The 20,581-nt window shown below is 35.5% G+C and carries 18 protein-coding genes; 10 read left to right on the forward strand and 8 right to left on the reverse strand.

Annotated features, from left to right (window positions below; translation table 11 throughout):
- Positions 1–69 precede the first annotated feature (69 nt).
- From IPJ80_10525 to IPJ80_10535, 3 genes are read left to right on the forward strand one after another with little or no spacing between them, the layout of a single operon-like run.
- Positions 70–726, forward strand: a complete 657-nt coding sequence (locus tag IPJ80_10525; GenBank protein ID MBK7913920.1) for a hypothetical protein — start codon at positions 70–72, stop codon at positions 724–726.
- 11 nt (positions 727–737) lie between these two features.
- Entirely contained in the window at positions 738–1,757 is a 1,020-nt protein-coding gene (locus tag IPJ80_10530) for a hypothetical protein (protein MBK7913921.1), read from the forward strand.
- A gap of 49 nt (positions 1,758–1,806) precedes the next feature.
- Positions 1,807–3,105: an aspartate kinase gene (locus IPJ80_10535; GenBank protein ID MBK7913922.1), complete on the forward strand. Its 1,299-nt coding sequence runs from the start codon at positions 1,807–1,809 to the stop codon at positions 3,103–3,105.
- Between the two features lie 146 nt (positions 3,106–3,251).
- On the opposite strand, the gene IPJ80_10540 is transcribed toward IPJ80_10535, so the two are convergent.
- From IPJ80_10540 to IPJ80_10560, 5 genes are all read right to left on the reverse strand, one after another.
- A complete protein-coding gene (locus tag IPJ80_10540) occupies positions 3,252–3,692 on the reverse strand; it encodes a barstar family protein (GenBank protein ID MBK7913923.1) in 441 nt (146 codons plus the stop codon).
- Positions 3,689–4,144, reverse strand: coding sequence for a ribonuclease (locus IPJ80_10545; protein MBK7913924.1), 456 nt, complete (start codon positions 4,142–4,144; stop codon positions 3,689–3,691). Before IPJ80_10545 ends, IPJ80_10540 begins: the two co-directional genes overlap by 4 nt.
- A gap of 26 nt (positions 4,145–4,170) precedes the next feature.
- The gene (locus tag IPJ80_10550) at positions 4,171–7,539 is read right to left on the reverse strand and encodes an efflux RND transporter permease subunit (GenBank protein ID MBK7913925.1); all 3,369 of its coding nucleotides are present in this window, start codon (positions 7,537–7,539) and stop codon (positions 4,171–4,173) included.
- 30 nt (positions 7,540–7,569) lie between these two features.
- Positions 7,570–8,703, reverse strand: a complete 1,134-nt coding sequence (locus IPJ80_10555; protein ID MBK7913926.1) for an efflux RND transporter periplasmic adaptor subunit — start codon at positions 8,701–8,703, stop codon at positions 7,570–7,572.
- A gap of 211 nt (positions 8,704–8,914) precedes the next feature.
- Positions 8,915–9,370 (reverse strand): type I restriction enzyme HsdR N-terminal domain-containing protein, encoded by a 456-nt coding sequence (locus IPJ80_10560; GenBank protein ID MBK7913927.1) that lies wholly within the window; start codon positions 9,368–9,370, stop codon positions 8,915–8,917.
- 182 nt (positions 9,371–9,552) lie between these two features.
- Between IPJ80_10560 and IPJ80_10565 the strand changes: the two genes are divergently transcribed.
- Genes IPJ80_10565 through asnB form a run of 5 tightly spaced genes read left to right on the forward strand, consistent with a single transcriptional unit; the run spans position 9,553 to position 15,611 of the window.
- The gene (locus IPJ80_10565) at positions 9,553–10,896 is read left to right on the forward strand and encodes an oligosaccharide flippase family protein (GenBank protein ID MBK7913928.1); all 1,344 of its coding nucleotides are present in this window, start codon (positions 9,553–9,555) and stop codon (positions 10,894–10,896) included.
- Positions 10,883–12,100 carry an O-antigen ligase family protein gene (locus tag IPJ80_10570; protein MBK7913929.1) on the forward strand — a complete coding sequence of 406 codons (1,218 nt, stop codon included), beginning with the start codon at positions 10,883–10,885 and terminating at the stop codon, positions 12,098–12,100. Before IPJ80_10565 ends, IPJ80_10570 begins: the two co-directional genes overlap by 14 nt.
- A 27-nt stretch (positions 12,101–12,127) precedes the next feature.
- A complete protein-coding gene (locus IPJ80_10575; protein MBK7913930.1) occupies positions 12,128–12,685 on the forward strand; it encodes an acyltransferase in 558 nt (185 codons plus the stop codon).
- Positions 12,672–13,700: a glycosyltransferase gene (locus IPJ80_10580; GenBank protein MBK7913931.1), complete on the forward strand. Its 1,029-nt coding sequence runs from the start codon at positions 12,672–12,674 to the stop codon at positions 13,698–13,700. Before IPJ80_10575 ends, IPJ80_10580 begins: the two co-directional genes overlap by 14 nt.
- A 9-nt stretch (positions 13,701–13,709) precedes the next feature.
- The gene (asnB, locus tag IPJ80_10585) at positions 13,710–15,611 is read left to right on the forward strand and encodes an asparagine synthase (glutamine-hydrolyzing) (GenBank protein MBK7913932.1); all 1,902 of its coding nucleotides are present in this window, start codon (positions 13,710–13,712) and stop codon (positions 15,609–15,611) included.
- Positions 15,612–15,620: 9 nt separating this feature from the next.
- Here the strand turns inward: asnB and IPJ80_10590 are convergent, their stop codons facing one another.
- Genes IPJ80_10590 through IPJ80_10600 form a run of 3 tightly spaced genes read right to left on the reverse strand, consistent with a single transcriptional unit; the run spans position 15,621 to position 18,681 of the window.
- Positions 15,621–16,319 carry a class I SAM-dependent methyltransferase gene (locus tag IPJ80_10590; protein MBK7913933.1) on the reverse strand — a complete coding sequence of 233 codons (699 nt, stop codon included), beginning with the start codon at positions 16,317–16,319 and terminating at the stop codon, positions 15,621–15,623.
- 42 nt (positions 16,320–16,361) lie between these two features.
- Positions 16,362–17,252, reverse strand: a complete 891-nt coding sequence (locus IPJ80_10595) for a class I SAM-dependent methyltransferase (GenBank protein MBK7913934.1) — start codon at positions 17,250–17,252, stop codon at positions 16,362–16,364.
- Positions 17,242–18,681 carry a hypothetical protein gene (locus IPJ80_10600; GenBank protein ID MBK7913935.1) on the reverse strand — a complete coding sequence of 480 codons (1,440 nt, stop codon included), beginning with the start codon at positions 18,679–18,681 and terminating at the stop codon, positions 17,242–17,244. The genes IPJ80_10595 and IPJ80_10600 overlap by 11 nt, the downstream gene beginning before the upstream one ends.
- A gap of 243 nt (positions 18,682–18,924) precedes the next feature.
- Between IPJ80_10600 and IPJ80_10605 the strand changes: the two genes are divergently transcribed.
- Together IPJ80_10605 and IPJ80_10610 are read left to right on the forward strand one after the other, a co-directional pair.
- A complete protein-coding gene (locus IPJ80_10605) occupies positions 18,925–19,848 on the forward strand; it encodes an ATP-binding cassette domain-containing protein (GenBank protein MBK7913936.1) in 924 nt (307 codons plus the stop codon).
- A 6-nt stretch (positions 19,849–19,854) separates the two neighbouring features.
- Positions 19,855–20,577, forward strand: coding sequence for an ABC transporter permease subunit (locus tag IPJ80_10610; protein MBK7913937.1), 723 nt, complete (start codon positions 19,855–19,857; stop codon positions 20,575–20,577).
- The last annotated feature ends 4 nt before the right edge of the window (positions 20,578–20,581 follow it).

The raw sequence follows: 20,581 nt of genomic DNA on the forward strand, positions 1-20,581 counted from the left end.
GAACCAAATGGGCCAATTTATTTGTTTAAAAACTGTATTTCATGCTACATTTAACCCAATTGATACTTTATGCCATTTCTTGATAAACTAAAGGCGGTTTTTGTTGTGCCGGAAGATGCCAAGTCAACTAGCAATACCACAGATCGTCAGGAATATACTCCAAGCGCAAAACAAACTGAAAATGCAAGTACAGCCACGGTAAACAGTGAAAGCAATGCGCGTTTTTTAGAAATATTAGCTCAGGTTTTGGAAAAAAACAACCAGCCTGGTTTTGATTACCTTGAGTTTCGAAAAGCAGTCCAATCCATCGCTCAAATGCAACACCTGGATGAACCCAATCAATTTAAAACCGCTTTTGCGGCAGCCCAGGCATTTAATGTTGATGCAAAAACTTTGTTTGACTCTGCCAAGAAATATTTGAATGTATTGGAAGCAGAACAAATTCAGTTTAATAAAACTGCGGATCAGTATTTGCAGAATCAGCTGAATCAAAAACAATCAGAATCTGGTCAATTAAAACAAACCATCAAACAGGCTGAGGAGAAATTAGCGCAATTGCAAGCTCAATTGGATGATGATAAAAAGAAGCTCAGTGCATTGGAAGGAGATTTGGCCAATGCCCAAAACAAAGTAGATTCAAATAAAGCATCGTTCGCAAACGCCTATCAGCAGGTGGTTCAACAAATTAAGGACGATTTACAAAAGATGGAAAATTATCTGAAATAAGTTTAATAAGCATGGCACTTGAAAATCAATCTAAAGGATTTTGGAACCGACCCGAAGGAGTAACCGGAGGTTTGGTATTGACAGGAACGCTAATTGGAGGTGCATACCTGTTATACAAATTTCTTCCGACCCTCATTCAACTTGCTTCCAATATGCTTTATTTGTCGGGTATGTTGCTGGTGTTAGGGGCCATACTCTTCGTTCTGCTGGATCCTCAGACCCGGGCAGTGTCCTGGTATTTTTATAAATCCGTAATGCGGTGGGTGACCTCTTTGTTTGTTCGCATAGATCCAATTGGAATCTTAAAATCCTATGTTGAAGATTTGAAGGATAATTTGGGAAAAATGAATAAGCAGATTACCAAATTGAGAAGTCAAATGCATCTGTTGCGCGAGCAAATTTATAACAATCAAAATCAAATCAAGCAAAGTCTAAGCCAGGCTGAACAAGCCAAAGCTGGAAATATTCAAACTGTATTAGTGCTTAAATCAAGACAAGCTGGCAGGCTCAAGGAATCAAATATGAAACTTGAGGATTTGTACGGGAAAATGAGCATCCTCTACAAGGTACTCGTAAAAATGTATGAAAACTCTGAAATCATGTCAGAGGATATTTCTGATGAAGTCAAGATTAAAGAACAGGAACGAGCTGCGATACATGCCAGTCACAGCGCTATGAAATCAGCAATGAGTGTTATTGCCGGCGATAAAGACAAACGCGCTCTATTTGATGAGTCCTTAGAAGCCCTAGCCGATGATATCAGCGGCAAAGTTGGAGAAATGGAACAGTTTATGGAATTGTCTGAAAATTTTATGTCCTCCGTGGATTTACAAAATGGCGTGTTTGAAGAAGAAGGAATTCGTATGTTGGAAAAATGGGAAACGGAAGGAGTTTCTAAAATTTTAGGAAAAGATAAACAGGCATTGGTGAAAGGAGATACCATGTTACTGATCAGTCCAAAAGAAATGGAAGCAGAAGCAATGACTCATGAATCATTAAAAAGCCAATATGAAGATATTTTTAAAAAGTAATCGGATTTTTCAAGCTTTCCTTTATCGATAACCGTTGATATTTTAATAAATGAAAGTATTTAAATTTGGAGGAGCGTCAGTAAAAAATGCGGATGGATTTCGCAATGTTTCGGCTATCGTATCTAAATACGGAAAAAGTGAACCATTAGTGGTGGTAGTATCTGCAACAGGCAAAACGACCAATCAATTGGAGGAACTGATCGCGAAGAAATTTACAGCTCCTGCAGAGTCCATGCAATTGTTGCAGTTGGTTAAAGACAAACACCTTCAAATTGTAAAAGAATTATTTGGAGAAATTCCAGCTGAATTGGCTCAGCAAATTCACGAGCATTGTGTGGAGGCAGAATGGGTCATCGAGGAGGAACGCGAAATGGCTTATGATTATGTTTATGATCAGATTATTTGCATTGGAGAATTGATATCAAGCAGAATCTTAAGTGCCTGGTTGCAATTTAATGAAAATGCCATTGAATGGATCGATGCACGGAGTATTATCCAAACAGATGACACTTACAGAGATGGCAGGGTACAATGGGATATTACAAATGACCGGATAAAAAATACACTGGGTCCTTTATTAGAGCTCCAAAAAGTAATCGTTACCCAAGGGTTTATTGCTTCCAGTCCTGAAAATAATTCTACATCCTTGGGTCGCGAAGGATCTGATTATACTGCTGCTATTTTATCCAGTGGTCTTGGAGCAGATGGAATGTATATCTGGAAAGATGTACCCGGTGTCCTCACAGCAGATCCTGATTTGTTTGATCACGTTACTAAATTGGATCGCCTGAGTTATACTGAAGCCATTGAAATGACCTACTATGGCTGCAAAGTAATCCATCCTAAAACAATCCAACCGCTCAAAAGCAAAGGGATTCCATTATTTGTAAAATCATTTTTGGATCCTGCATCAGAAGGTACTTTGATTTCAGATGATTTGGATTTGGAGTATCCGCCCATTGTTGTGCTGGAAGATGACCAATCTTTAATTCATTTTTCATCTAAAGATCTATCGTTTATTGCTGAACATCATTTAGCGCATTTGTTTGAGTTGTTTAAAAAACATCGCGTTAAAGTAAATATGATGCGCAATACCGCAATTTCATTTTCTGTGTGTGTTCGTAATGATCCACAGCGAATTAAAGCTTTGATAAAGGAGGTAGAAAATGAATACAAAGTATTGGTCGATCAGGATTTGGAATTATTGACCATCAGACACTACCAGGATGCCATGATTCCGAAATTGCTGGAAGAAAAAATTGTAATACTGGAAGAACGCATTCGTAAAACCTTGCAAATGGTGGTAAAAAATGCACCGGCCATTGTACCTAAAAAAAGTACTACATAAAGGAATCTCTAATAACCCCTTCTACTTCGTCATGCGATTTTTTTACACACCTCATTTACAGCAGTAAAATCTGCGTTTAAAAAATTCGCAAGCCTCGTCTAAGAAATTAGTAGAGCTTCCCATAAGAATAATGCTTTGTTTTAAAACTATAATAGTTTATAAACGATCTCATTCCGATCCAGAACTTCTTTGAACTCTGAAATGGGTTGAAATATTACTTTAAAGTTTTTAGGAGTAAATTCTTCATTCTCCATAAGCAACCAGGATTGACATATTTCATCCAGGGTAGTTACCAAATCATCAATTAAATCAGGATCATTGACTTCATCTGCCAGTAACTGATCTGCATTTTCCATGTATAATATTATTTGTTCCTGGGCAATCCATTCCAGATCGAGCATGCAATCATACAAGGCATCCAGATTATTTCCAAAATAGTCTGGCAATTCAAATTGCCGTTTTAGTTCTGAAAAAAAATCAGCAGAGTTTCTGCAACACGCACCATCCATTCTGGCTATAAATGCATTCCGGAATTTCTGTTGTTGAAATTCCTTGGTGGTATGGACGCCAAAAATGCATGCTTTCATAAATTGATTTTAATAAAGTTATTGTAATGGTCTTTCGTAAAATAAGCAGATAAATCAGAGCCGGTTACCAATCGTTCTGCACCCCGGTTCTTTCCGGGTTGTTTTGGATGTACATCCCATTCCCGGTATTGAATTTTTCTTTGAGAAGCATCCAGTTGTGGCAGTACTTTGTTTCGGTTAAAATAAATACGACCCCCTACATAGCCCTTTGGTGCCTTATCGTACTTAAGAATGTAATTTAAAGTTTCAATTACATAGCCTGGAATAGCTGCTTCCTTTGGTGTTTTTAATCCATCCTCTGTGGAAACATTGGGTTGTGATTTGTTCTCAATAGCTTCCTTGTTGGAGCTAGCTGAAAAAACCTGAGGGCTGTTTTGTTGCTTAAATATTAAAACAGATACAATAAGAAGAAGGAGAAATGCAGCAATGATATAAACCCGTAGCTGTTTCATCTCATATCCTATTCATCATGTTTTTATCAAAAATATTTAGCAATCAATTTACGGGATTTTTCCCTTGTTTTGAATCCTAACATATACATTGCTGGAACAACTAACAAGGTTAAAAAAGTAGAAGTGATTAATCCAAATATTATGGTCCAGGCAAGTGGTCCCCAAAAAGCCACGTTATCACCGCCCAAATAAAATTTAGGATCAAAATTGGTAAACAGACTTTCAAAATCCATGTTAACACCAATTCCCAATGGGATCAATCCAAGTATGGCAGACAGTGCTGTAAGTATCACTGGGGTGATCCTCGTTGCACCACCTTCAACAACAGCTTCTTCAACCGGTGTCCCCCGATGTCGAAGCTCGTCCGTAAATTCGATCAGCAAGATTCCGTTTCGCACAACAATTCCAGCCAATGAGAAAATACCAACACCCGTCATGACCGCACTCAAGGTAATGTTAAAAAATCCGAATCCCAATGCAATCCCAATCAATGAGAACAATACCGTACTAAATATAATAGCTGGTTTTACTACAGAATTGAATTGAGTAACCAGGATCAAAAACATTAAAGCGAGTGCAGTACCAAATGCAACACCTAAAAAGTCAATCGTTTCTTGTAGTTCTTCTTGTTCGCCAGAAAAATTTATTTCATATCCTTCAGGTAAATCCATTTGAGCTGCGAGGTCTTTTATTTGAGCTATGATTGCAGATGGATTAAATCCTGTGACTACATCTGAAGCCAAGGTCAAAACTCTTTTTTGATTTTTTCTATTGATCGTGGAAATGGAATTACCATAAGAAATTGTGGCAATCGAACTGATTGGAATTTGTTTAAATCGTTGGGTGGACATATCCATAAACGATACATTTAAATTCAATAATTCTTCCAGTTTGTCGCGATTGCTTTCTTTGATCCGCAATTGGATTGGATAGTCATCATTCTGGTCTCTGTATTTAGAAACTTCTTTTCCAAATAAGGCAGTGCGTAATTCCAGTGCAACCTGAGCCAAACTGATCCCTTCGCGTTGGGCTTTTTCTTCATCAATGTCAATGACAATTTCTGGTTTTGAAATTTGCAAATCAGATTTCAAACCATCAATCCCTTCAATTTTATTTGCTTCGATGCCTTTCATTAATTGCCGGCTGATTTTATCCAAAGCATCAAAATCATCTCCAGTGATTTCTATGGAGATTGGTTTACCAACCGGCGGACCGTTATTTTCTTTTTCTACACTGATTTCAGCACCGGGAATTCCTGTTTTAAACTCTTCCCGAAGAGAATCCAATACGGCACGGGTAGATTTGCCACCACGATCTGCAAATCGGACAAAGGCAACAGATACTTTGCTTTTATTGGGCGTAGCAACCCGATCCGGATTTTGCGGATCACCGGCTCCAAGACCTATATTTGAGATAATTGAACTAACAATAGGATTGTCTTTTCCAACGACTTTGTAAACCCGGTTTTCTATAACCTGTGTGATAGAGTCTGTTACATTTGCATCGGATCCAATAGGTAATTTGCAATAGACAAATGCAAAATTGGGTTGACCGTCTGGAAATGCTTCAATCTGTGGATTGGTACTTCCGTAATAAATAAAACTTGCAATCAATAAAACAAAGACACTCAGGATAACACCAAGCGGACGATATCCTTTAATTAAAATTCTCAATAAACTTCTATATGCATTTAATACTGCAGGCCACCATTTTGTTTGGAATAAGAAAATTAATTTAGAAAAAACAAAGTGGTAAAGTAAAATTAGTAGGATGCAAAAAACTGCAAAATTGCCAAGGCCTTTGCCCATACTGAAATAACCTAATAGCGCCAGACCAATAAAGAAAATAAATACTTTGCGATAACTTGCTAAAGTTTCTACTTTGCCGGGTTCGTCTCGCTTCATGAAACTTGCAGCAAAAACCGGATTCATCACAAAGGCTACAAATAAGGAAGCACCCAGTGTAATAATCAAGGTTACCGGAAGGTGAGACATGAATTTACCAATGATGCCCGGCCAGAATAGCAATGGAAAAAAAGGCATGAGTGTGGTAAGGGTACCGGCCAATACAGGCACAAAAACTTCACCTGCGGCATATTTGGCCGCTTCAACAATGCTGAGGTGTTTGTATTTATTAAAGATCCGGTGTGTATTTTCAATAACGACGATGGCGTCATCTACGATAATCCCCAGTGCCAGTAATAAAGAGAAAAGTACAATTACATTCATAGTCATATCCAATCCCGGCATAATCAGAAATGCTACTAAACAGGATAAGGGGACTGCTAATCCGACAAAGAATGCATTGGTAAAACCCATAAAAAACATCAGGATGAATACCACGAAAATAAATCCAAGGATTACCGTATTTATTAAGTCATGCAATTGAACACGCGTATTTTCTGAAGTATCGGCCGTCACTTTTACTTTGATACCCGGTGGAAATTTATTGGCTTTATATTCGTTGATGATGGCATATATTTTGTCCGTTGCTTCAATGAGATTTTCACCACTTCGTTTAATGACATTCAAGGTGATGACAGATTGATTATCTAATCGGGCAAAATCCTGCTTTTCTTTAAAATTATCTTCTACCGTTGCAATGTCTTTTAGAAATACAGTAGTACCTGTAAATGAACGTACAATGATTTCACGGATTAATTTGGGATCGTTAAATTCTCCGGTAATCCTGACATTCCGACGCAATTCGTTAATGCGCAATTCACCGGCAGAAATATTTAAATTCTGACCTCGTATCGCATTTTCAATATCATTGAAGGTGATGCCGGATGCGTTTAATTTATATAGATCTACATCAACATGAATTTCCCGGTCTACACCACCAATCAGATCGACCCGGGTAATCTCTTTGTTGTTTTCTATTTTATCTTTTAATTGCTCTGCATATTCTTTCAAACGATCGAGTGGAAAATCTCCGGCAATATTGATATTCAGGATGGGCATTTCACTAAAATCAAATTCCTGAACTTGAGGATCATCTTTTAAATCGGTAGGCAAATCTTTTTTAGCCTTATCAACGGCATCTGAAACGCGTTGTTTACACAATTTAGGATCCTGATCGGTATTAAACTCTGCAATTACCAAAGAGAAATCAGAAAGCGAATTGCTTTTAATCCGTTTAATACCACTTACTGATTTTAATTCTTTCTCAATGGGTTTGGTGATCAGGTTTTCAATATCAGCAGGAGTTGCACCTGGATAAATGGTTGCAATTGAAACCGTAGGGATGACAATATCTGGAAACAATTCTTTGGGAATCCGTTGATAGGAAACAAAACCTGCCAAGCAGATAATGATCGTTATAACATAAATACTGGTTGAATTGTGAATGCACCAGTTTGTAAATTTTAATTGCTTGATATTTTCAAGATTCATAGGAAAGGATTAGAAGAAGCGATTCAAAAATTAAAGAGCAATTTGTTGGCCGTCTACCAATTCGTTGTAACCAACTGTAATAATTCGGTCGCCAGAAGAAATTCCGGATTTAATTTGTGTTTCGCCATTGTATTCGATGCCGGGTTCAATTATCCGTTTTTTAGCATACCAATTTCCATTGGATTCTTCAGCTACCAGAATGTAATGTTCTCCTTGAATGCTTTTTTGAACCAGATTGCTTGAAATGACATAGGTATTTTTAATTAAACCATTGTTGATTTTAATTTTCAGCGTCTGATTGCTCATAAAGTTTGAACCTCCTGCAGGCAATGCAACCTCTGCTAAAAAAGTACGTCGTGTCAGGTTAATGGTTTTGCCAACAAAAATGATTTTGGATTCCAGATTTTGATTACCGGCCTGATCAAAAAGAGTTACTTTATCTCCGATTTTAATTTTGCCAATATAAGAATCACTCAATTCGGCTTTAATTTTCAAATTTTTATTATTGACAACGCGCACACCTGCAAATCCCGGGCTGGCGATTTCACCAATTTTTAAATTTACCTGATCTACAGTACCTTGAATGGGAGATTTGATATACGTCATAGCCAATTGGGATTCCAGGGTTTTTAATTTCAATTCCAATTGATCTTTTTGATTTTTAGCCTGAAGGTATTGTGCTTCACTTCCAATGTTTTGTTCCCACAATCTTTTTTGTTTTTCATACATGGTATTCGCCAGGGACAATCCAGTTTTTACTTCATCCATTCCTTTGCGGATAGTGGCTCCATCTAAAACAGCAAGAATTTTCCCAGGACTTACCAGGTCACCTTCTTTTACCAGGATAGATGTAACTACACCCGGCATCTGTGGAGCTGCTAAAATATTGTTGTTTGCATCTACAATTCCTTGTACTTCGATGTAATGTTTGAAATCCCTTTTTTGTGGGGTGTCAATTTTTACCAGTTTGGATTTTGAAAATGAAAAACTGGTATCGTTGGCGGCCACGAGGATCTCCAATTCTTTTATCTGGGCGTTTAGGTCTTTTAGCTGATTTTTTAATTCAGCCAGACGAATTTTTGGGTCTTTGATTTCAGTTGGTTTGCCGCAAGCAGTTAATAAGATAATTACAGCACAACTAGTCAATAAATTAATAGTCTTCATGCAGGATTAGAAATTAGTTGAAAGAGTTTCAGAATGACGTAAAATAAACGCCTGTAAGATTAAATGGTTCTACATAATATGCAAATAACAAATTCTTTAAACATTAAATTCAATAATAATATATAAACTATTTGTAATCAGTATCATAATTGAATAAATTCGCAAGGGATCGGGCTTCCATTCGATCGGTTCAAACAAAGCCTGCGATTCCTTAAAAAGGGTAGTCCGGGAGCTCCTGAGTAAATTGATACGTTGATTTCAAAAAATCAATTTGACAAAGCAAACTCAGCTGCCCATTACTGACCATGAGATAGGGTGCTTTCAGTTGAATATTGTATCGTGCAGCTTGATCCAAAACATCTTGTAAAATCTGAATCTGAGGGGCCTTGCATTCAACCAATAAGAAGGCTTGCGCCATTTTATTGTAAACTACCAGGTCAAAGCGTTTTTTTAACTGATAAACAGCGACTTGTTTTTCCACAGCCATTCGACTCAAAGGGATGTGGTGCTTTAAATTCAGGTATTGGATCAGGCATTGGCGTACGGTCTCTTCAGGAGTTTCTGCCATCCATTTTTTACGGACAGGATCAAACAACATGGGTTTTGGCAAAAGCTGTCGTTTTAGGCTAGCCAACCAATCCACCATCTTAAATTCAAATGAAGCCATGTTGTTTTAAAATCGAATTAAACAAACCATAAAATTAAGTATTTTCTAAATTTCATATTAATATTTTACATATATATATAAAATTGATATATTTGCAGCTAGACTGAAATACGCTTCATTATCTCGCCAGGAAACTGGTTTGTTTCAGTGGAAAGCAAGAATATGAAATCAAGTAAACTATTTTGAGTTCGTTTAATCATTCGATAAGAAATTTTGTGACCAAGCTTATCGTAAGTGGTCTTGCTTTTTTAATTTTCTTATATGTTCCAAAACTTCTTGGTCCGGAATTATTTGGTATTTTAAGTTTTCAAACGGCATTTGTTGGTTTATTAATTCCTTTAAGTTCTTTTGGATTTGGCGCGGGCATCGTTTATTTAATAAGTTCAACAAAGTATGCTGTTAAAGATGTCAGCTACACGGTATTTAAACTTGCGTTCATACTCGCTGTCTTTAATGCTGCTCTGGTTTTTGTTATTTATCAACTGGGATTTTTACAATCTTTTGATGCAGGTATTCATACTATCCAGGTATTTTATTTTTCTTTTGCCATTTTTTGTCAATCCTTGAGTTTTGTCCTGGGACGTCTATATTATGGTAATTCTGATTTTAAAATATTAAATATAATAGAAATCAGTATCAGTTTAATCAACCCGATTTTATTGATTGCTTTGTTTTTTATTTTAGGAAGTACCAATACTAATTTCTTATACCTTTCCTTTTTAGGGGTATCCCTTATTGGATTGCTATTTCATATTTACTATGCACGTCGCTTTTGGAATCTTAATGATTACAACAAAGAATTTGTTAGTGATGCAGGTTCTTACGGATTGCAAGCCTGGCCGGGAGACCTGGCGGTTCGGGCTAATTTGAGAATGGATCAATTGATTTTGATTTCATTTAGTTCGGCAAGTGCTTTGGGTGTTTATAATATTGCTGTTAAACTGGTCGAGTTAGTTTGGTTGATTCCCGATGCATTGGGTCCTGTATTGTTTAACCGGATTGCTAAGCAACAGAATTCTAGTGAATCGTTAGAATTGATTGCGAAGTTGCACAGACTGCTCTTGAGTTTCAGTTTGGTTATGCTGATATTTCTGACATTAATATGTTATTACCTCCTCATTCCCTATTTCTTAGGAGCTGATTATGCAGACATGATGATTCCATTTATTTTATTGATTCCTGGCAGTTTGTTTCTTATCTCATCCAAAATAGTTACGAAATTGTTTTCTGCTACGGGTCAGGTAAAATGGACCAGTCAAATCAGTATTTTTGGAGCTTTGGCCAGTATCATTGGATATTTTATTTTAATTCCTTTATGGGGAATGCAAGGAGCTGCAATCGCCTCAACGATTGGTTATTTTTGCTTGTCATTGGCTGGTTGGATCTTGTTGGCGAAAAATTATCCCATTCAATTGTTAGACTTTTTTGACATTCGGTTGGATGATTGGGTATGGTTGTTTTCCAACTTGAAGCAATGGTATCAATCTAAAACTAACCTTCAAATCAATACCGGTGAAAGGCTTTGATCGCTTTATTTGGATCTTATTCTGTGTGTATGTATTCATGCTGCCTTTTGAGAATATTTCCAAAGTAATATGGCAAATAGAAAGCCCTTATAGACCCTATAGAGTGCTCGCTTTGTTAATTGGTGTGTTAATAATTATAAGTAGAAAACCCAATAATCTTAAATTTTATAATAATGATTTAAAATTGGCTTGGGTATATTTATTTGGTTTGATACCCAGTGCCATTGCCTGGTCTAAAGGCATGCTGTTGGCTGAGAGTTTTTGGTTGACTTCATTACAGTATTTTATTGTGCTTTGGATTTTTTTATTAATTAAATCATTACCGGTACAACTAAAAGAAATTTATACTTGTCTCAATGTATTTTGTTTTGGAGTTGTCATAAACAGTTTGTATATGATCTACCTGTTTGGATTTAATGATTTAGGCAGGCAAAGTGGTTTTATGGACAATCCTAATTTTGCAGCTTTTGCATGTAATGTGGCTTTTACTTTTTTTTTATATCAGTTTTTTCATGAGCCTGCAACAAGGTTTCAAACAACTGGGTGGTTGATAGCTGTTGTGATCTTGCTTTTCGGCTTGTTGGTTACCGGTTCACGCAGTGCTTTGATTTCTTTTGCCGCATCCATTGTACTCGTTGTTTTTTACAGATTTAATTTTAAGAACACGCTGTCGAAATTAACTTTGTTGCTGTTGCCATTAGGGTGCTTGACATTATTTATTGACTTTAATAGCTTGGTAGATGCAATACCTGCCTGGAATCGATTGGTGACTTTGGCAGGAAAGGAGGAAGCGAGATCTACCTTATGGTTGCAGGGGATTGAAGCTTTCAAGGATTCAAACTTTATAGGCTTGGGGATTGAGCAATTTAAGAATCCACAAAATTACAGTCGTTACGTTGGAGCAACTGAAAATGTTAGCGTTGCAAATCAGGCAGGTTTGGTATTACACAACGATTACCTTACGGTATTGGTTGAATATGGGATTTTGGCATTTATCTGTTTTGTGGGTTTTTATATGGGTATAATACGGAGATTGAATTCAAGTTATTTTAATAATCCAAATTTATTTGTTTTTAAAATATGCTTTTGGAATATGGCTATTTTTTCAATGTTCGCTTCTAGTTTTCAGTCGCATTCACTTTGGTTTGTGTATATTTTTTTGACTTTTGTATCCAACAGAGATATTAAAATGGATAAGATTTAAATTGTATGGAAGATTTAATTTAATTTAATGAAAATTATTAGAGTATTAAGTGCATATATCAGGTTTATATTCCATAAGCTATATTATTTAAAATCTTTGAGGGGTTCGTGGATTGGTTTAATGTTTTGGAATGCTAAAATCTTGATAGAATCCAATGGGGATTTAAAGTTGGGAAAAAAAATAATTCTGTCAGATTATTCTGAACTAAAGGCAATTGGGTCATTAGTTATTGGATCTAAAGTATTTGTCAATAAGTATAGTAGAATTATTTCACTAGATAATATTCAGATAGGAAGTAATGTATTAATAGCTCAATTTGTAACTATTTTGGATCATGATCATAATAGAATTATGCATCACGGCAACATGATTTTTGAGAATTACAACACTGGCCCTGTTTATATCGGTGACAATGTGCTTATTGGTGATAAAGTTACTATTTTAAAGGGTAGTCATATTGGCAATAACGTAGTCATTGGTGCAAATTGTGTAATTAATGGTTTAATTCCTTCAAATAGTATTGTTTCATTTAAAAAAGATTCTCAAATAATTCTTAAGAATAAAATAGAGGATGCCAAAATATGATTATTTGTTAATTGGTCCTTATCCATTTGGGCATTCAAAGCAAATTGGAGGCGCTACCATACTTTTTAAAATATTAGTGGACAGCTGTAATGAGAATCGCATTCTAAATGCAGTCATTCCAACAAATAAATTTCAAGGAAAATTTTACAATTTGGTTAACTTTTTCCTGGTTTTAATGAAAGCAATTAGATTGATACCGCTTTCGGGTACGATTTTTTTAAATGTAAATAGGAGAGGATATGTATATATCGCTCCATTCATTTCATTTTATACATGGATATGGAATAGAAAATTTGTTTTAAGAATATTCGGTGGCGATGCAATTGATATATATTTATTATCTGGGTTTGTACAAAAATGGATACTATATAGACTGTATAAAAGTTGTTCGTTGTTATTTTGCGAAACGAAAGCAGAAGTTAATTTTTTTAAATCTGTGAATCCTAGAAGTTTTTGGTTTCCTAATTCACGTCCATTAGGAGCAAATTTTATATCTAGACATTATGCAAAGAAATTTGTTTACATAAGTCAGATAAAAGAATCAAAAGGGATTCTAGTCCTATTAAATGTATTTCAAGAATTAGATTCTACATATCAATTGGAAATATATGGGCCAATAATTGAACCTAAGTTGGATTGGATAAAATCAACTAAATATTATAAAGGAATTTTAAATTTTGATTCAGTAACAAGAGTCTTAAATGAGCAGAATGTTTTGATTCTACCAACTTTTCATCATGGCGAAGGATATCCTGGAATTATCATTGAGGCCTACATGATGTCTATTCCTGTAATAACAACTAATTGGAAGTCAATTAAGGATATTGTAGCTATTGGTCGATCTGGTATTTTAGTTGAACCAAATTCTAAAGAATCTTTAAAAGCTGCAATTCTAAGTATTGATCCTTTAAATTACATTATTTTAAATCATGGTGCTTATGAGCTTGCTATTGAATTTGATTCTAAGCGTATACATAATCAGATCCATAATATAGTTAATTCAGTGGATAATTAAATAATTCATATGTGCGGAATATTTGGACTAGTTTCAAATCTATGGATATCTGAGGCAGAACTGGCCGCTAAAATGATCAAACATCGTGGGCCAGATGATTATGGGATTTACCGTGAAGAATCTCTTTGTTTGATTCATTATCGCTTGGCAATACAAGATTTGTCGGCGGCTGGACATCAGCCCATGTGGAGTGCAGATGGCCGCTATTGCATTTTAGTCAATGGAGAGATCTACAATCATTGGGAATTGCGTAAAGAGCTGGTTGAAAAATATGAGTTCAAATCTCAATGCGATGCCGAAACAATGTTATATGCATTTGTTGAATGGAATACAGATAGTTTTAAAAGACTCAATGGAATATTTGCCGCAGTTATTTATGACAAGGTAACACAAGAACTGTTTATTGTTAGAGATCCATTAGGTGTAAAACCTTGCTATTATTTGGATACCATAGAAGGATTTGCATTTTGTTCGGAATTAAAAGCGTTTGATAAACTGAGTAATTGGGATCGAAGTTTAGATTATCGTGCTATTTTTAACTACTTGAATTTTTTATGGTCTCCCGGAGAACAAACACCTTTTAAACGGGTTAAAAAGTTGTTACCCGGTAATTTTTTACGCTACAATATTTCTACAAGAAAAATTATTTCATGTACTTCTTATTATAAAATTCCATTTGATGGGACCTATGATCTGAAAACCGAGGATGAATGGATAGATTTAATTGATCTCGCCTTGCAAAAAGCCGTTTCAAGGCAATTGCTTTCGGATGTGCCGGTTGCTTATTTTATAAGTGGTGGATTGGATTCAAGTTTAATTGCTGCAATTGCACGGACATTACAACCCAATTTAAAACTCAAAGGCTACACAATAAATAGTCAAATGCAATCCGGTGCAGATGGGTTTGCAGATGATTTGCCTTATGCGAAACAAGTAGCAAAATTGTTAAATATAGATTTGGAAATTGTAAGCGGAGAATTGGACTATCTAAAAGAATTTGAAGAAATGGTTATTCAGTTGGATGAACCTCAAGCTGATGTTGCACCAATATATGTAGCCCATATTGCAAAAGAGGCTCGAAAAAATGGTTATTATGTATTGATTGGTGGAGTTGGGGGAGATGATTTGTTCGCTGGTTACCGCAGACACCAGGCAGCAAGATATGATGCATGGCTTATGGTTTTACCAAGTGCTATACGTAACTTAATTTGTAAGGTCGGAGTTTTAGGATTGGGGAATGGTCCAAGATCTAGACGGTTTAATAAGTTTCTTTCAAGGCACCAATACGAATCCATTGACACTGTTTTGGCTGAAAATTACCGTTGGATGGATAGGCAAGAATTGTTGAAATTGTTTTCCGAATCTATTAAAAGGGAATTGGAGTCTTATGATCCAACAGAAATTCTGGTAAAAAATCTTGCAGAGATTCCCGAAGAGCGAAATGCACTCAATAAATTGCTATTCTGGGATATGAAGTTCTTTTTAGGAGATCATAATCTAAATTATTCAGATAAAGCGAGTATGCAGTATGGGGTTGAATTAAGGGTTCCTTTTTTAGATTTGGAGCTTATTGAACTCAGCACAAGAATTCCCCCTGAGCTCAAAATAAAAAACGGAATTAGTAAGTATTTATTAAAAAAAGTGGCCGAACGGTATTTGCCGCATGAAATTATTTATCGATCTAAAACTGGTTTTGGAGCACCGATTAGAAAATGGATTGTTTTTGACCATGAAAAGGAGGTTTCAAGGCAATTGGAACAGCTATATGAGTTAAGTAATTATGCATTAGATAAAATTAAGATCAAACAATTGCTACTTAAAAATAAAACAAATCAAATTGATGCATCTTATTGTATTCAAAGTTTGTTGTCGATTAGTTTTTGGTTAAAGAAATATTGTAATTTAAAATGATTTATATTATTATTTTGCAAGAACCATTAAAGAGTAATCCCCTAGAATTCTACTAGTCCAATCCTTGTTTATAAGTGAAAGTAGTATTCTTGCTATATTCATTATTTTCGTGCGAAGTTTTTGATTATGTAGCTCGATAGATCCTGGTGTATAGAAATAGTCAATAATTTCAAGCTCACAATCGTTTAAAGTAGCCAATGCTGTTTCTTTAGTAAAATAATGTAGATGGCCTACTGATTTCCTAAAGTAAATTGGCATATTTCTAAGTATACTTAGCATAGATATATCTAAAGGAATGTGAAAAATTTTATAAGTAGCCAATTTATTAGCTTTTTTTATAAAACCAAGATAATCTTCAACATGCTCAAATACGTCAATCATCAATAATAGATCGAAACGATTGTTATTTTCTGTTGGATCTCCTAAATGAAAAATTAGCTGATTGTTACTTCTTGTTTCCCAGAAGGGAACTAAGTCAGGAGCAATGTCATATCCTGTAAATGAAATTTTTTGGGACGCAAAGCATTTTTGTAATTGTACTAATATTTCTCCTGCTCCGCAACCAATTTCTATAATGCTATTTAATTTTAGTCCATTGCGAGAAATAATTCTTATAATTTGTTGTGATTTCCAAAGCGAATCTTCTATATGCCATGTTTTATTTTTATTTAAGTATTCAGAATTCTTTGAAATGTATTGATTCATCATATTGAATGAATTATGTTCTATTTAAATGAGTTTAATATAGCATTATTTGGTTATTATAACAAGCATTTTATTTCTGATAGGGGTTAATCTAATAAAAATATTTAATGCATAACTAATGGTCGGAATTAAAAAATTTGGAATAAACATTTTTCTTAGATAATATGATAATGGAAAGGAAAATTCATGAATTAAATCAAATTTGAGTATAGTCAAATTGTGATGATCACAAAATGTATTAAAATCAGTCCTTGAAAAAATCTGTTTATGACCAAAAAGATGATCAGAGTACATGATATTTAAAAAGCTTGGAATACTTCCAAATGAAAGTTTATAAGTCCACTCGCCAAATTTATGAAAAAAAGTATCCCGACAAGGGGTGTCTATAAACAGTAAGCCATTTTTTTTAAGCAATTTATTTGCACTTGAAAAAATTACTGTCGGATCATTAACATGCTCAATTACATCCCAAAGTGTAATTACATCAAAGCTATTCAAATGATTTGATAACCAGTATTCAGAATCGATTGGGTGAGGTACGATATTTTCTAATCCACTAATTTTTTTTGCATAATTTAATCGGTTTAATTCCGGTTCTATGCCATAGCATTCTGTATCCGCTGAGTTCATTAAGGATAGGTAGAGACCTCCACCACAGCCCACGTCGAGAATCTTAGATTTTAAATTTCCCTCTAAATATTTTTTAACCAAGCTTGCATGCTTTTCAAATCGCTTTTTGTTATACTGCAACTGATTGCTTAAATAGGATTGAATTTCTATTGTGAGTTCGGAGTCATCAGGAATTTTGTTTTCATCCTGTGGGGGGTCTAAATAATTACTGTAATGAAATCCACAATTTTTACAAACAATAACATTTGCATTTCGCAATTTATATTTTATACTTTCATTTGGAGTTTTGCAAATTTTACAATTCATTTGATTCATTTTTATTTAGAAGTGCAATTGCTCCGATTGCACTTAAACAAGTTTGTGTAGAACTCGGACCATTAAAATAAAATTCTTGCTGAATGCTGTGATTCCTTTCTGTAAGTTTATAATTTGGAATGCGAATGAAATTTAATATTTCTGAATCCAGTGATGCAAAATCAGATACAACTTGGGTTCCTCCCAATGCAACAAATTTTTTAATATGCGTATAATCCAACAACCTTCTTGCTGAATGCCAATAATTATAAGATGCATCTCCATCAAACATAGGTGCAATGTTTCCCTTTCCTGCCATGAGTGCATCCATCGATAAGGTAGAGCATGAATTGATGCAAACTACACAAGCGCTCAATACCGTTGATAGTTTTTGGAAATCAGTCTGATCCATGCTCCATAACAAGGAGCTTTCGGACATTTCCGGATAAAATAACAGAATGCGATGATTTTTTAAAGATTCTAAACGACGGATCCATTCCGGATCAGCCATCCAACCTTTTACATTTTGAGGATGCGGACGGATAGCGAGTTGCATGGTTTCACCAAAAGCATTCTCAATAATCTTTTTAGCCAAATATTCTACGATGTCAATTTCTCTGGGCGCAAACCGGGGCGAACTCATTCCAAAAACGATCCAGGGTTTGTTTGGATCTATGTTTAATGCACGTAACAGATCGTTTCGAACTGCTTGTTTTTTTGTTTCCGTGTGAATATCAAAATGCGGCACACCACACAGATAGATCTTGTTTTCAGGAATTTGGTATTTTTCTATAAACTCATTTTTCATTACGGGGCCCCAGGCGAGGTAGTAATCTGCCAGCGCTAAAAAATGTCCTTTGCAGGTAATGTTATCCCAACTCAATAAATGGATGGCTGTTTTAATCTTTAGTTTTTTTGCATTGTGCAACAGGATGCCTTCAGCCGGATTCACGGGATACGTAGCCAGGATCAGATCGGGATTGTTTTCTTGCAACATGCTGAGTGCTTGCTTTGAATTCAAAAGTTGCTGTTCAAATTTCCAATACCATCTTCTCAGAAATGGAAAACTCCTGAATACATAATAAAAACAAATCAATACATAAGGTAGGTATTTCAAGATCCAGAAGCGGTGTTTGGCCAGTCGGGTTTCGTGATAATGCTTTTCATACAAGGCCGGATTGCTTTTGATGTCTTCCAGAAAATACATGCGGTACAACATGTAGTTTGTTTTCCAGATCCAGGATTGAGGTTTAAATTCAATCAATTGAATACCATGCAAGGAACAGTAATCCATTAAATTGGGATCCTGTGCATCCGGTGAAATCAAACTCACTGGATACCCTTGTTTGCGCAAGAGTCCCAATAAATTGGTTTGCATCAGCATGCGGGCAGCAAAACCATGGGATACCAAATAAGAGATATGTTTAAGCTTTTCTTGCACGAATTGATTTCAGCCTTAAAAGTAAGAATATATTATTAAAATATATATGTGTTTTGATGGAGGTATCCGAAGCCACCCAGGATTTGTTTTCCATACATATTTGATGTTTTGAGATTCTTGTTTTTAAATGCAAGTTGTTGATTTCTGAATCAAATCATTCACAATTGATTCACATACTTTAAGTTTTTCATAAAGCAACTTGCTTATCAGGAAAACTTATTTTTGCAAATAAAAATCTACAAAATGGATGTTCGCATAGATAATTTATCCAAAAGTTATGGCAACCAAAAAGCCGTAGATTCAATATCCTTCGACATAAAATCTGGTGAAATTGTTGGGTTTCTGGGTCCTAATGGAGCTGGTAAAACGACTACCATGAAAATGCTTACGCAGTATATGCAACCAGACTCAGGCACGATTTGGTATGACAACAGCAGTTCCTATGATGTTGATATCCGTCGCGAAATCGGATACCTTCCCGAACACAATCCATTGTATGAGGATATGCCGGTAATGGATTATCTGGCTTTTTCGGCAGCATTGCAATCGGTTCCACAGTCAGAAATTCCTTCAAGAGTCATTGAAATGGTGCGTATTTGTGGACTCGATATCGAAAAACACAAAAAGATCGGTGAACTTTCAAAAGGGTACCGTCAACGGGTCGGTTTAGCGCAGGCTATCATCCACAATCCTAAAGTTTTGATTTTAGATGAACCAACAACCGGATTAGACCCCAATCAAATCGTGGAAATCCGTGAACTGATTCGCAAATTAGGACGCGAAAAAACGGTGATCTTAAGTACACACATCTTACCGGAAGTGGAAGCAACTTGTGATCGGATTCTAATTATCAATAAAGGTAAGATTGCAGCAGACGGCACCGTACAACAACTCCGAAAACAATCTGAAGGCAAGAGTTTGTTGCAAGTGCGCATTGATGGGGCTCCCGCAGAGCGAATCGCAGAAGGACTTCGTCTCATCGAAGGACTTCAGAAAGTCATGCTGGTCGATACCTTAAACAAACGCTTTGAAATTGAAAGCAATTCCGGAGAAGAAGTCAATCGTTTAGTGTATCGGACTTGTGTGCAAAACCATTGGGATTTATTGGAAATGATCCCATTTGAAACAAAATTGGAAGATATTTTCAGAGACCTTACTATAAACTAAAATTGTATGAATAATCCCGTTTGGATCATCGCAAAAAAAGAGTTGAATTCCTTTTTCGATTCTTTAACAGCCTATATTTTATTGATTGCATTTTTAGGCTTCAGTGGATTTTTTACTTGGATTACCGGTTCCGATATCTTTATGCGAAAAGAAGCTGATTTGGAAGTGTTCTTTAGTGTGTCAAAGTGGACGCTCTTCTTTTTTATTCCGGCTATCACTATGAAAATGCTTGCAGAAGAAAACAAATCAGGTACCATTGAATTGTTATTGACGAAAGCCATTACAGCTCGCCAAATAATTTTAGGAAAATTTCTTGCTTGTTTTTTGCTGATTGGTGTTGCATTGCTTTTTACAGTAAGTTATTACATTACAGTAAGTCAAATTGGAAATATTGATCATGGAGCAACGCTTTGCGGTTACCTGGGATTGTTGCTTATGAGCGCAGCTTATATCGGTATTGGAATGTTTGCAAGCAGCATTACCAACAATCAAATTGTGGCGTTTTTACTGGCTTTGCTTATCGGCGTGTTTTTTCATTTCATATTTGATATGATGAGTTATAATTCCGGAGGTTTTGTAGCACAGCTTCTCAGTGGATTAAGTGTTAACCGGCATTTTGAATCCTTGTCACAAGGTGTTTTAGATACGAAAGACATTTTGTTTTTTGCAAGTTTGACAATCACCGGATTGCTATTATCAGAAGTTTTTATTTCAAAACGGATTAAATAAAGCA

The sequence above is a fragment of the Saprospiraceae bacterium genome, from assembly GCA_016714025.1.
GTDB lineage: Bacteria > Bacteroidota > Bacteroidia > Chitinophagales > Saprospiraceae > Vicinibacter.

Bases quoted from the DNA above. Each gene is read 5' to 3' on its own strand.
- IPJ80_10525 (MBK7913920.1), top strand. From the start codon at position 70: ATGCCATTTCTTGATAAACTAAAGGCGGTTTTTGTTGTGCCGGAAGAT.
- IPJ80_10530 (MBK7913921.1), top strand. From the start codon at position 738: ATGGCACTTGAAAATCAATCTAAAGGATTTTGGAACCGACCCGAAGGA.
- IPJ80_10535 (MBK7913922.1), top strand. From the start codon at position 1,807: ATGAAAGTATTTAAATTTGGAGGAGCGTCAGTAAAAAATGCGGATGGA.
- IPJ80_10540 (MBK7913923.1), bottom strand. From the start codon at position 3,692: ATGAAAGCATGCATTTTTGGCGTCCATACCACCAAGGAATTTCAACAA.
- IPJ80_10545 (MBK7913924.1), bottom strand. From the start codon at position 4,144: ATGAAACAGCTACGGGTTTATATCATTGCTGCATTTCTCCTTCTTCTT.
- IPJ80_10550 (MBK7913925.1), bottom strand. From the start codon at position 7,539: ATGAATCTTGAAAATATCAAGCAATTAAAATTTACAAACTGGTGCATT.
- IPJ80_10555 (MBK7913926.1), bottom strand. From the start codon at position 8,703: ATGAAGACTATTAATTTATTGACTAGTTGTGCTGTAATTATCTTATTA.
- IPJ80_10560 (MBK7913927.1), bottom strand. From the start codon at position 9,370: ATGGCTTCATTTGAATTTAAGATGGTGGATTGGTTGGCTAGCCTAAAA.
- IPJ80_10575 (MBK7913930.1), top strand. From the start codon at position 12,128: ATGAAAATTATTAGAGTATTAAGTGCATATATCAGGTTTATATTCCAT.
- IPJ80_10580 (MBK7913931.1), top strand. From the start codon at position 12,672: ATGCCAAAATATGATTATTTGTTAATTGGTCCTTATCCATTTGGGCAT.
- asnB (MBK7913932.1), top strand. From the start codon at position 13,710: ATGTGCGGAATATTTGGACTAGTTTCAAATCTATGGATATCTGAGGCA.
- IPJ80_10590 (MBK7913933.1), bottom strand. From the start codon at position 16,319: ATGATGAATCAATACATTTCAAAGAATTCTGAATACTTAAATAAAAAT.
- IPJ80_10595 (MBK7913934.1), bottom strand. From the start codon at position 17,252: ATGAATTGTAAAATTTGCAAAACTCCAAATGAAAGTATAAAATATAAA.
- IPJ80_10605 (MBK7913936.1), top strand. From the start codon at position 18,925: ATGGATGTTCGCATAGATAATTTATCCAAAAGTTATGGCAACCAAAAA.
- IPJ80_10610 (MBK7913937.1), top strand. From the start codon at position 19,855: ATGAATAATCCCGTTTGGATCATCGCAAAAAAAGAGTTGAATTCCTTT.